General features: G+C 73.9%; 10 protein-coding genes. 3 read left to right on the top strand and 7 right to left on the bottom strand.

Features of this window, described 5'->3' with window-relative positions; translation table 11 throughout:
* Positions 1-64: 64 nt before the first annotated feature.
* Positions 65-559 (top strand): nitroreductase family deazaflavin-dependent oxidoreductase, encoded by a 495-nt coding sequence (locus tag ACTWO6_RS08330; RefSeq protein WP_446219075.1) that lies wholly within the window; start codon positions 65-67, stop codon positions 557-559.
* Positions 560-707: 148 nt separating this feature from the next.
* Positions 708-1,430 (top strand): nucleotidyltransferase domain-containing protein, encoded by a 723-nt coding sequence (locus ACTWO6_RS08325; protein WP_446220589.1) that lies wholly within the window; start codon positions 708-710, stop codon positions 1,428-1,430.
* Between the two features lie 19 nt (positions 1,431-1,449).
* Here ACTWO6_RS08325 and ACTWO6_RS08320 read toward each other — a convergent pair whose 3' ends face one another.
* Entirely contained in the window at positions 1,450-2,166 is a 717-nt protein-coding gene (locus ACTWO6_RS08320) for a VIT1/CCC1 transporter family protein (RefSeq protein WP_446219074.1), read from the bottom strand.
* Positions 2,163-3,020 carry a type I methionyl aminopeptidase gene (gene map / locus ACTWO6_RS08315; protein WP_446219073.1) on the bottom strand — a complete coding sequence of 286 codons (858 nt, stop codon included), beginning with the start codon at positions 3,018-3,020 and terminating at the stop codon, positions 2,163-2,165. Before map ends, ACTWO6_RS08320 begins: the two co-directional genes overlap by 4 nt.
* Positions 3,021-3,115: 95 nt before the next feature.
* On the opposite strand from map, the gene ACTWO6_RS08310 reads away from it, so the two are divergent.
* Complete coding sequence (locus ACTWO6_RS08310; protein WP_207232302.1) at positions 3,116-3,430, top strand: STAS domain-containing protein; 315 nt, start codon at positions 3,116-3,118, stop codon at positions 3,428-3,430.
* A gap of 73 nt (positions 3,431-3,503) precedes the next feature.
* Here the strand turns inward: ACTWO6_RS08310 and ACTWO6_RS08305 are convergent, their stop codons facing one another.
* From ACTWO6_RS08305 to ACTWO6_RS08285, 5 genes are all read right to left on the bottom strand, one after another.
* Positions 3,504-7,160, bottom strand: coding sequence for a SpoIIE family protein phosphatase (locus tag ACTWO6_RS08305; protein ID WP_446219072.1), 3,657 nt, complete (start codon positions 7,158-7,160; stop codon positions 3,504-3,506).
* A gap of 242 nt (positions 7,161-7,402) precedes the next feature.
* Complete coding sequence (locus ACTWO6_RS08300) at positions 7,403-8,101, bottom strand: gamma-glutamyl-gamma-aminobutyrate hydrolase family protein (RefSeq protein WP_446219071.1); 699 nt, start codon at positions 8,099-8,101, stop codon at positions 7,403-7,405.
* Entirely contained in the window at positions 8,098-8,865 is a 768-nt protein-coding gene (locus ACTWO6_RS08295; RefSeq protein WP_446219070.1) for a 3-oxoacyl-ACP reductase, read from the bottom strand. Before ACTWO6_RS08295 ends, ACTWO6_RS08300 begins: the two co-directional genes overlap by 4 nt.
* 5 nt (positions 8,866-8,870) lie before the next feature.
* Positions 8,871-10,226, bottom strand: coding sequence for an aldehyde dehydrogenase family protein (locus tag ACTWO6_RS08290; protein ID WP_446219069.1), 1,356 nt, complete (start codon positions 10,224-10,226; stop codon positions 8,871-8,873).
* A 110-nt stretch (positions 10,227-10,336) separates the two neighbouring features.
* Positions 10,337-11,701: a glutamine synthetase family protein gene (locus ACTWO6_RS08285; protein WP_446219068.1), complete on the bottom strand. Its 1,365-nt coding sequence runs from the start codon at positions 11,699-11,701 to the stop codon at positions 10,337-10,339.
* Between the last annotated feature and the right edge of the window lie 140 nt (positions 11,702-11,841).

Here is an 11,841-nt window from a genome sequence, read left to right as displayed (position 1 = left end):
CCGATGTGGACGGGTCCGCTCGCGGGGATGCCGCCGCGGTGGCCGAGCCGGCAGACTGGGGCCCGTGTCCGTCCTGGGAACCCTCACGCGCCGACTCGGCCACCAGAAGTGGTTCGGCGCCACGCTGCGCCTGCTCGTCCCCGCCGACCGGCTGGTCGGCCGGCTCACGAAGGGCCGGGTGGTCGCGCTCGGCCTGGTGCCCTCCCTGGTCATCACCACCACCGGCCGCCGCTCCGGTCAGCCCCGCAGCAACCCGCTGCTGTACGTGCCCGACGGCGACGGGTACGTGGTGATCGGGTCGAACTGGGGGCAGCGGCACCAGCCGGGCTGGGCGATGAACCTGCTGGCCCAGCCGGCCGCCGAGGTGGACGTCAAGGGGCGCCGCATCCCGGTGCGCGCCGAGGTGGCCACCGGCGCCGAGCGGGACCGGCTGTGGCGGCTGCTGGTCACCGAGTGGCCCGCGTACCGGACCTACGCCGAGCGGGCCGGCGGCCGGGAGATCCACATCTTCCGGCTGGTCCCGGTCGGCGCGGAACGGACCGACGCCGACCCGTCCTGACTTCCGGGCGCGCCACTCCGGCACGCCGGACGGGCGTGGCTAGGGTGGTGGACGGCGGACGGCCGGCGCGGGGGGAGCGCGGCCGGACGGCGACGCCCCGGGCCGGTGGTCCCGGCGTGGACGGAGGTGACCGGTGGACACCAGCGGCATGGAGCTGGGGACCGACCCGCACCTGGACGATCCACGGTGGCGGGTCGCCGAGCGGGTCAGCGCCGCGGTGCTGCGCCGGTTCCCGGCCGACATCCTCGCCGTCGCGGTGCACGGCCCGCTGGCCCACGGCGACGACGACGGCGGCGGGGACGGCGAGGTCGGGCTGCTGCTGGCCACCTACCGGCCGGGCAACGGGCCGGCCCCGGCCACCCGACGGGTGGACGGGGTGCTGGTCGACCTGACCGTCGCCGGAGCCGACGACTACCTGCGGCAGGCCCGCACGATCACCGCCCTCTGGCCGCTGACCGCCGACCGGTACGTCACCACCCGGGCGCTGCACGACCCGACCGGGTGGCTGCCCGCCCTGCGCGACGAACACCTGGCCCGGCTGGCCCGGGCCCGACCGGCGGAGTTCAGCACCGCCGCCCGGCAGGCGTGGTACCGGGGCAGCGCCGCGCACGCCCGCGCCGCCCGGCTCGCCGAGTGGTACGAGACCGACCAGGCGCTGCTGATGCTCGGCGAGGCGCGGCTGGCGGCGGCCACGGTGAACGGGCTGCTCAGCCGCACCTACTTCCGGGACCCGGGGGACGCGGTCCGGCGTACCGGGCTGGCCGGGGCGGACATGACCGAGGTCGGCGCGGTGCTGGCCCGCCAGGCCGAGGAGCTGGCGGCCCGTGGCCGCCCCGTCGACGGCACGGTCGACGACCTCCTGGGCGCCTGACCACGCGGCACCGGACGGGTCAGCCGGTGCCACCCTGGATGCCGATGAAGGCGCCGACCAGGTACGTCGCGCCGGCGGCGGCGGCACCGAGCACGAACTGGCGCAGCCCGCTGGTCCACCAGGGGCGGTTGGTGAACCGGGCGACGACCGCCCCGGCCACGAAGAGCCCCACCCCGCCGACGCCGAGCGCCAGCCAGAGGCTGGTGAAGCCGAGCAGGTAGGTCAGGAGCGGGACGAGGGCGCCGAGGGAGAAGCAGAGGAACGACGAGGTCGCCGCCGCCCACGGGCTGGGCTGCTCGTCGGGGTTGACGCCCAACTCCTCCCGGACGTGCACCCGCAGCGCCTCCTCCGGGTTGCGCCGGACCGCGTCGGCGACCTGCACGGCCAGGTCCCGGGGCAGCCCGCGGGCGACCCAGGCCTCGGCCAGCTCGCGGGCCTCCGCCTCGGGGTGCCGTTCCAGCTCGCGCCGCTCCTTGGCCACCTCGGCGGCGACCTGCTCGTTGGCCGAGCGGACGCTGGTGTACTCCCCCAGCCCCATCGAGATGGCGCCGGCGACCAGGCCGGCGGCGCCGGTGAGCACGACGCTGCGCGGGGAGACCCCACCGCCGCCGACGCCCGCGATCAGGGCGATGTTGGTGACCAGACCGTCCATCGCGCCGAAGACGGCCGGCCGCAGCCAGCCGCCGGAGACGTCCGCGTGGTGCGCCTCGCGCAGCGCCGCCGGGGTCTCGGTCACGGCAGGGTCAGGATCTCGTGGCCGTCGTCGGTCACGACGATGGTGTGCTCGAACTGGGCCGTCCACTTCCGGTCCTTGGTGACCACCGTCCAGCCGTCGTCCCACATGTCGTACTGGTAGGTGCCGAGGGTGATCATCGGTTCGATGGTGAAGGTCATCCCGGGCTCCATGATGTCGGTCGGCCGGGGGCTGTCGTAGTGCGGCACGTAGAGGCCGCTGTGGAACGCCTCGCCGATGCCGTGACCGGTGAAGTCACGGACCACGCCGTAGCCGAACCGCTTGGCGTACGACTCGATGACCCGGCCGATCACGTTGATCTGCCGGCCCGGGGCGACCGCCTTGATGCCCCGCATCATCGCCGTGTGGGTCCGCTCGACCAGCAGCCGCGCCTCCTCGCTCACCTCGCCCACGCAGAACGTGGCGTCGGTGTCCCCGTGCACCCCGTCGAGGTACGCGGTGACGTCGACGTTGATGATGTCGCCGTCCTGGAGCACGGTCGAGTCGGGGATGCCGTGGCAGATCACCTCGTTGAGGCTGGTGCAGCAGGACTTCGGGAAGCCCTTGTAGCCCAGCGTCGACGGGTAGGCGCCGTGGTCGACCAGGAACTCGTGCACCACCCGGTCGATCTCGTCGGTGGTCACGCCCGGCTTGCAGTGCTCCCCGGCCAGCTGGGTGGCCTGGGCGGCGAGGCGGCCGGCGACCCGCATCTTCTCGATGGTCTCCGACGTCTGCACGTGCGAGCCGCGCCACTCCTGGGGGCGCTTCTTGCCCACGTATTCCGGACGGGCGATGTGGGCAGGCACCGGTCGCCACGGGGAGAGCGTGCCTGGGGTCAGCGGCGCACGGACGGTCATGCCGACAGCCTATCGCCGCGCGCCGGGGTGACCCCCGCCACGGCCTGCCCGCGCGGGTTGTTGCCGCGCCCGGCCGGCTGTGCCATTGTGGCTCCGTGGATCAAGGGGGCGCACCTCCCGTCTTCTCCGCCACGGCGGAGGTCGACGGCGATCAGCTCCGCGTACTGGTGACCGGCGAGGTCGACATGGCCACCGCCGACACCATGCTGCAGACCGCCCTCCGCGAGCCGGCCGGGCACGTCACGCTCGACCTCCGCGCGGTCACCTTCTTCGACTCGGCGGCCATCCACGCCCTGGTCCGGCTCGCCCAGCGCTTCCCCGGCGCGTTGACCGTGCTGCCGTCCCGGCAGGTCCGCCGGGTGCTGGAGATCTCCGGCCTCGGCGAGCAGGAGTGGCTCCAGCCGGCCTGAGCCCGCGCCGCCGACCAGCCCGTCATCCCGCGCCACCGACCGCCCGGCAGCCCGCGCCGCCGGCCGGTCCGGCTCAGTCGCTCAGCTGCCGGCGCAGCGTCAACTCGGTGCCCTCGGCGGTACGCCGCACCGTCAGGTCGCCGAGCGCCTTGATCAGCGCGAGCCCCCGGCCGCGGAGGCCCGAGCCGGTGGACTCCCGCCACCGCCCGCTGTCCCGGACCGTGGCGACCACCGTCCGGTCCTCGATCGTCACCTCCAGCGCGATCACCGGCTCGGTGGGCGAAACCGGGTGCTCGATGGCGTTCGCTGCGGCCTCGGAGATCGCCACGGTGAGGTCGAACAGGTCGTCCTCGCCGACCTGGTGGGCGACGAGGAAGTCCTCCAGCCGCTTGCGCAGCACGCTGAGCCGGGTCGGGTCGGCCGGCAGCCGCAGCGCGAACCGGTTCAGCTCGGCCGCCTCCAGCGCCAGTACCGCCACATCGTCGTGCCGGGGCCGCCCGGCGACCCGCTCCACCACCGCGTCGACCAGGTCGGCCACGTGCTCACCGGGGCTGGCGGCGTCCAGCCGGAGCTGGCCCAGCGCCGCGTCGATGCCGACCTGCCGGTCCTCGATCAGGCCGTCGGTGTAGAGCAGCAGACGACCGCCGGGGGCCAGGTCGGCCTCGACGGTCGGGTACGACGCCTCCGGGATCGCCCCGATCGGCGGCCCGAGGGCCCGATCGTGCAGGAACGCCGCGTCGTCTCCGCGGATCAGCAGGGGGGACGGGTGGCCCGCGCTGGCGTATCGCAGTCGGCCGGTGCGCGGGGAGAACCAGAGACAGACGACGGTGGCGAAGGAGCCGCCCTCGGTGGAGCCGACCAGCCGGTTGAGCCGGGTCAGCGCCTGGCCCGGGTCGAAGCCCTCCAGGACGTACGCCCGCAGCGCGTTGCGCAGCTGGCCCATCGCGGCCGCGGCCCGGACGCCCTTGCCCACCACATCGCCGATCACCAGCACCAGCTCGTCGTCGGCGGCGCCGATGACGTCGTACCAGTCGCCGCCGACCTCGACGTCGGCGCTGCCCGGCAGGTACCGGCTGGCCACCACGGCGCCGGGCAGCTGCGGCAGCGTGCGCGGCAGCAGGCTGTGCTGGAGGGTGGTGGCGATCCGGTGCTCGGCCTCGTAGAGCTGAGCGTTCTCCAGCCGGACGCCGACCAGGCGGGCCAGCTGGGTCAGTGCGGCCTGCTCGGTGCCGTCGCCGTCGCGCCGCCAGACCCGCAGCTCCCCGAGCTGCTCGCCGGTGGTGCCGCTGAGCGGCAGCACCGCCGACGGCTCGGCGGCGGCCTCGCCGCCGCCGTCCACCTCGTGGCGGGCCCCGGTGGCGGTGACCACCACCCGGGCGGCCTCGGTCAGGCTGAGCGCGTGCCGGGCGGCGACCTGCACCACGTCGGCCGTGGAGCGGGCGGTGTTGATCGCCACGGCCGCGTCGGCCAGGGCGCGCAGCCGCCGGATGATCTGACCGCGCAGCTGGCCCAGCTCGACGTTGGCCCGGACCCGGGCGATCAGCTCCTGGCTGGAGAAGGGCTTGGTGAGGTAGTCGTCGGCGCCGACCGAGAGCCCGGCGACCGCCTCGGCCGAGCCGGCCCGGGCGGAGAGCAGCACGATCGGCACGTGCCGGGTGAGCGGGTTCGCGCGCAGCGCGGTGACCAGCCCGAAGCCGTCCAGCCGCGGCATCATCACGTCGGTCAGCACCAGGTCGAACGGGGTGTCGACGGCCAGCCGGAGCGCCTCCACGCCGTCCGGCACGGAAACCACGTCGTAGGCGTGGGCGAGCAGGCGGGTGACGTGTTCGCGCAGGTCCGCGTTGTCGTCGGCGAGCAGGATCCGACCGCCGCCGGCCGACCCGTCGACGGGTTCCGGCAGGCCGGCGGGCGACCCGACCTCGTCGGTCCAGAGCGCGGTCTCGGCGACATAGAGCCGGGCCTGCTCCGGCTCGGTCAGCGGCACCGGGGCGAAGGTGGCCACCCGGTCGGCGGGCAGGTGCCCGTACCCGAACGGGACGGTCACGGCGAAGGTGCTGCCCTCGTCGACCGAGCTGCGCACCTCGACCGTGCCGCCGTGCATCTCGACCAGCTCGCGGACCAGCGCGAGCCCGATCCCGGTGCCCTCGTGGGTGCGCGAGCGGACGCCCGGCACCCGGTGGAACCGCTCGAAGACGTGCGGCAGTTCCTCCGGCGCGATGCCGACCCCGGTGTCGATGACCTCCACCCGAGCGGCCCCGTCGCCCGCCCGGACCCGGACCCGGATCTCGCCGTCGAAGGTGAACTTGACCGCGTTCGAGACCAGGTTGAGGACGATCTTCTCCCACATGTCCCGGTCGACGTGGACCGGCGCGGGCAGCGGCGGGCAGTCCACCACCAGGCGCAGCCCGGCCCGCTCGATCGCCGAGCGGAAGGTGCTGGCCAGCCGGGAGGTGTAGTCGGCGAGGTCGGTGGGCTGGTACCGGGCGGCCAGTCGGCCGGACTCCAGCCGGGAGAAGTCGAGCACGGTGTTGACCAGCTTGAGCAGCCGCAGCGCGTTGCGGTGCATCATGGTCAGCCGCTCGGTGTACTCCGCGGGCAGGGCGGGGTCGGCCAGCAGGTCCTCCAGCGGCCCCAGGACCAGCGTCAACGGGGTGCGGAACTCGTGGCTGACGTTGGCGAAGAAGTTGGTCTTGGCGCGGTCCAGCGCGGCCAGCTCCGCGGCCCGGGCGCGTTCCTGCTCGTACGCCTGCTGCTTGCCGACCGCGCGGGAGATCTGCGCCGCGACCAGGTCGGTGAAGTGGCGGTACTCGTCGGTGAGCGGCAGCCGGCTGGCGAGGCCGAGCACCAGCACGCCGGCCGGCTCGTTGGTCGCGGTGATCGGCAGCACGAGCGCGCGCTCGGCCGCGTCCGGCGGGAGCCCGCCGAGCAGCTCGGCGACGGGAAGGGTCCGGGTGCCGTCCGGCACGGGCTGCGCCTCGGGCGGCCCGCCGGTGATCTGGCCCGGCTCGACGCCGGCGCAGCCGGCCAGCATCGGGCTGCCGTCGGAGTCGGACAGCCAGAGCAGGCTGAACGGCACGTCCGCCCGGTGCCCGGCGAGGACCCGGGCGGCGACCTCGCCGAGTTCCGGGATGCTCTGCACGTCCGCGAGCCGGGAGCCCAACTCGGCCAGGGCCCGTAACCGACGCTCGCCGACCACCCGGCCGGTGGTCTCGTTGACGAAGCAGAAGACGCCGTTGACCGTGCCGTCGGCGTCCCGGATCGGGTCGTAGGAGACGTCAAAGTAGACGTCCTCGAGGAAGCCGTGCCGGTCGATGACGAAGGGGTGGTCCTCGCCCCGGTAGGAGTCGCCGGTCCCGCGCACCCCGTCCAGCAGCGGCCCCAGCACGTCCCAGGTCTCCGCCCAGTGCCGGCTGGCCGGCTGGCCGATGACGGCGGGGTGCTTGGTGCCGATGGTCGGCCGGTAGGCGTCGTTGTAGAAGGCGCGGTGGTCCTCGCCCCAGAACATCACGATCTGGGCGCGGGAGGAGAGCATGGAGCTGACGGCGTGGCAGAGCGCGGGGGGCCAGCTCCCCGGCGTGCCGAGCGGGAGGGTGGACCAGTCGAATGAGCGCAGCCGCGCGCCCATCTCGCCGCCGGCCGTGAAGGCCGCGGCCAGCAGCGGTGGCAGCTCCGCCTCACCGGTCCCCGAGGACGAGCCTCGCCCGTCCTCGCCCCCCTGGACCGAGCTCATGCAGCCTCCCGCTCCGGCCAACGTCCGCGACGGCCGACGAGAGCTCGCCGACCGTCCCCGCCTACTACCCAGACGGAGGAGCAACGTAACGCATGGCGGCCGGCGATCGCTGGTTACCTACGGCTCATCCTGAGGTAGCCACCGGCGCTCGGCGAGCGCGCCGGGCCAGGGCCGCACCGGACCGGCGCGGATCACGGCTCGCCGTAACCGCGACAATGTGATCTGGGCTACATTTTCGACGGTCAGCGCGGGCCGACACCCGCGGCCCGGATCAGGGCGGCCACCGGGCGAGGGTCCGGGTCGTTCTCCGGATGCCACTGCACGCCCAGCAGGAAACGCCGCCGCGGATCCTCCAGCGCCTCCACCACCCCGTCGTCGGCCCACCCGGTGACCGCCAGATCGCCCGGGTCGGCCACCGCCTGGTGGTGGTAGGAGTTGACCCGGTCCACCCCGGCCAGCACCGTCCCGGCCAGGCTGCCGGGGGCGAACCGCACCGGGTGCGCGCCGTACACCCCGGGCGCCGGCCGGTGCCCGTCGTGACCCACCACGTCCGGCAGGTGCTGGTGCAGCGCGCCACCGTGGGCGACCGCTAGCAGCTGCATCCCCCGGCACACGCCGAGCACCGGCAGGTCCGCGGCGAGCGCCGCGGTGAGCAGGGCCAGCTCGCCCGCGTCCCGGTCGGGGCGGCTCTCGGTACGCGGATCGGGCGGCTGGCCGTACCGCTCCGGGCCGACGTCGGCGCCGCCGGCGAGGAGCAGCCCGTCGAGCACGCCGACCACGTCCGCGTCGAGGTCGTCCGGGGGGAGCAGCACGGCCCGGCCGCCGGAGGCGGTGACCGCCCGGACGTACGCCTGCGGCACCAGCGTCGCCGGCACGTCCCGCCACACCGTCCAGCCGGCCGGCTCGACGTACGCGGTGATCCCGATCAGCGGCCGGCTCACAGCGGGGTCACGTACGCGCCCGTGATTCCGCCGTCCACCACGAACTGCGCGGCGGTCATGAACGACGAGTCGTCGCTGGCCAGGAAGGCCACCGCGGCGGCGATCTCCTCCGGCTGGCCGAACCGGCCCATCGGCACGTGCACCAGCCGGCGGGCGGCCCGCTCGGGGTCCTTGGCGAAGAGCTCCAGCAGCAGCGGGGTGGCGACCGGGCCGGGGCAGAGGGCGTTGACCCGGATCCCCTCCCGGGCGAACTGCACCCCCAGTTCCCGGGTCATCGCCAGCACCCCGCCTTTGCTCGCGGTGTACGCGATCTGCGAGGTGGCCGCGCCCATCAGCGCGACGAACGAGGCGGTGTTGATGATCGAGCCCTTGCCCTGCCGGCGCATGTGCGGAATGACGTGCTTGCAGCAGAGGTAGACGCTGGTCGTGTTGACCCGCAGCACCCGCTCCCAGGCGTCCAGCCCGGTCTCCAGAATGGAGTCGTCGTCCGGCGGCGAGATGCCGGCGTTGTTGAACGCCACGTCGACCCGTCCGTGCCGCGCCACCACCCCGTCGAAGAGGTCCCGGACGGCCGCCTCGTCGGCGACGTCGCAGGCGACGAAGTCGCCGCCGACCTCGTCGGCGGCCCGCTTACCGGCCTCGGGGTCGATGTCGACGCAGACCACCCGGGCCCCCTCGGCGGCGAACCGCCGCACGGTGGCCAACCCGATCCCGCTGCCCGCTCCGGTCACCACGGCGACCCGGTCCTGTAGCCGTCCCTGCACTGCGGTCACTCCTCTGTCGAGATGAACACGTTCTTGACGTCGGTGAAGGCGTGCAGCGCGTCCGGGCCCAGCTCACGGCCGAGGCCGGAGCGCTTCATCCCGCCGAACGGGGTCCAGTAGCGCACCGAGGAGTGCGAGTTGACGCTGAGGTTGCCCGACTCCACCGCCCGGGCCACCCGGATCGCCCGGCCCACGTCGCGGGTCCAGATCGAGCCGGAGAGACCGTACTCGGTGTCGTTGGCCAGCCGGATCGCGTCGGCCTCGTCGTCGAACGGGAGCACCGAGACCACCGGGCCGAAGATCTCCTCCCGCCAGTGCCGGTCGGCCGGCGAGTCGGCGAGCAGCACCGTCGGGGCGTACCAGAAGCCGGGGCCGTCGGGGCGGGCGCCGGTGAAGGCGACCTTCGCGCCGTCGACGTACCCGCCGACCCGGTCCCGGTGCGCGGCGGAGATCAGCGGACCCATCTCGGCGGTCTCCGCCGCCGGGTCCTCCACCCGGAACGCGCGCACGGCCGGTTCGAGGAGCTCCAGGAAGCGGTCGTACACCGGCCGCTGGACCAGGATCCGGGAGCGGGCGCAGCAGTCCTGCCCGGCGTTGTCGAAGACGGCGTACGGCGCGCTGGCCGCCGCCCGCTCCAGGTCGGCGTCGGCGAAGACCAGGTTGGCGGACTTGCCGCCCAGCTCCAGGGTGACCCGCTTCACCTGGGCGGCGCAGCCGGCCATGATCCGCGTGCCGATCTCGGTGGAGCCGGTGAAGCAGACCTTGCGCACCGCCGGGTGGCTGACGAACCGTTCCCCCACCACGCTGCCCGGGCCCGGCAGCACGGTGAGAACACCCTCCGGCAGGCCGGCCTCCAGGGCCAGCTCGCCCAGGCGCAGCGCGGTCAGCGGGGTCAGCTCGGCGGGTTTGAGGACGACGGTGTTGCCGGCGGCGAGCGCCGGGGCGAAGCCCCAGCCGGCGATCGGCATCGGGAAGTTCCACGGCACGATCACCCCGACCACGCCGAGCGGCTCGTGGAAGGTGACGTCGAGCCCGCCCGGCACCGGGATCTGCTGCCCGGTCAGCCGCTCCGGCGCCCCCGCGTAGTAGTCGAGCACGTCCCGGACGTTCCCCGCCTCCCACCGCGCGTTGGAGATGGTGTGCCCGGAGTTGCGCACCTCCAGCAGCGCCAACTCCTCCAGATGCGCGTCCACCACCGCCGCGAACCGCCGCAACACCCGCGCCCGGTCCCCCGGCCCGACCTTCCGCCACGCCTCGAACGCGCCCCCCGCCCGCGCGATCGCCGCATCCACCTCCGCCCCGGTGGCCCCCACCACCTCGCCCAAAACCTTCCCCGTCGCCGGGTTCCTGACCTCACTCACGCCCCCACCGTCCCCTCTCCCCCGCGATCTTGCAGTTGCCGCCCCGACAAATGCCGCTCACCATCACAAACCGAGGGCCCCAAGTGCAAGATCGCGGGATGCCGGTGGGGTCAGAGGCGTTCGAAGCCACGGGTCAGTTCCCAGTCGGTGACGGCGGCGTCGAAGGCGGTCAGCTCGACCTTGGCCAGGTTGGCGTAGTGGGCGACCACCTCGTCGCCGAAGGCGTCCTTGGCGACCGTCGAGGACTGCCAGAGGGTGAGGGCGTCGCGGAGGGTGGCGGGGACCCGCTCGGCGGTCGGGTCGTCGTACGCGTTGCCGGCGCACTCGTCGCCCAGCTCCAGCTCCCGCTCGATGCCGTGCACCGCGCCGGCGACCAGCGCGGCGATCGCCAGGTACGGGTTGACGTCCGCGCCGGGCACCCGGTTCTCCACCCGCATGCCCTGCCCGTGCCCGACCAGCCGCAGCGCGCAGGTGCGGTTGTCGGTGCCCCAGCGCAGCGCGGTCGGGGCGAACGAGCCGGGCTGGTAGCGCTTGTAGGAGTTGACGTTCGGAGCGAAGAAGAGGCTCAGCTCGCGCATGGTGTCGAGCAGCCCGGCGAGCACCCGCTGCCCGGTCACGCTCAGCCTCGCCGGCCCGTCCCCCAGCATCGCCGAGCGGCCGTCGCGGTCGCGCAGCGAAAAGTGGATGTGGCAGGAGTTGCCCTCGCGGGCGTTCGGCTTGGCCATGAACGTGATCGCCATGCCCTCCTGGGCGGCGATCTCCTTCGCCCCGTTCTTGTAGATCACGTGGTGGTCGGCGCAGGCCACCGCCTCGTCGTACCGGAAGGCGATCTCGTGCTGGCCGAGGTTGCACTCCCCCTTGGCGCTCTCCGGGGTCAACCCCGCACCGGCCATCTCGGTGCGGATGCGCCGCAGCAGCGGCTCCACCCGCGCGGTCCCCAGCAGCGAGTAGTCCACGTTGTACTGATTGGCCGGGGTGAGGTCGCGGTAGCCGCGCCGCCACGCCTCCTCGTACGAGTCGCGGAACAGCACGAACTCCAGCTCGGTGCCGGCGTACGCGGTCAGCCCGTGGGCGGCCAGCCGGTCCAGTTGCCGGCGCAGGATCTGCCGGGGCGAGGCGACCACCGGGCCGGAGCCGTCCAGCCACTCCAGGTCGGCCAGGAGCATCGCGGTCCCCGGCTGCCAGGGCACCCGGCGCAGGGTGGTGAGGTCCGGCTTCATCGCGAAGTCGCCGTAGCCGCGCTCCCAGGACGACATCGCGTACCCGTCGACGGTGTTCATGTCGACGTCGACGGCGAGCAGGTAGTTGCACCCCTCGCTGCCGTGGGAGACCACCTCGTCGAGGAAGTAGGGGGCGTGGAACCGCTTGCCCTGCAACCGGCCCTGCATGTCGGTCAGGGCCAACACCACGGTGTCTATCTCGCCGCCCCGGATGGCGACCCGCAGTTCTTCCAGTGAGAGCGGAGCTTTCCTCATCGGCGAGCCTCCATCACCAAGGTCTACCGGCCTAGCGGATCATCGTCAATGCCCCCTGCGGCCGCCCCGGCAAACCGGATCACCCGCCCCGATCCGCCCTGCGTCAATACCGACGCCGGCGAACCGCTGCGGCTGTGGGC

The sequence above is a fragment of the Micromonospora sp. IBHARD004 genome, from assembly GCF_052814115.1.
Note: the sequence above shows the minus strand (reverse complement) of the source record. Positions and strands in the feature narration are given on the sequence as shown.

Coding starts and splice junctions, on each gene's coding strand:
- ACTWO6_RS08325 (WP_446220589.1), top strand. CDS start 708: ATGGAGCTGGGGACCGACCCGCACCTGGACGATCCACGGTGGCGGGTC.
- ACTWO6_RS08285 (WP_446219068.1), bottom strand. CDS start 11,701: ATGAGGAAAGCTCCGCTCTCACTGGAAGAACTGCGGGTCGCCATCCGG.
- map (WP_446219073.1), bottom strand. CDS start 3,020: ATGACCGTCCGTGCGCCGCTGACCCCAGGCACGCTCTCCCCGTGGCGA.
- ACTWO6_RS08305 (WP_446219072.1), bottom strand. CDS start 7,160: ATGAGCTCGGTCCAGGGGGGCGAGGACGGGCGAGGCTCGTCCTCGGGG.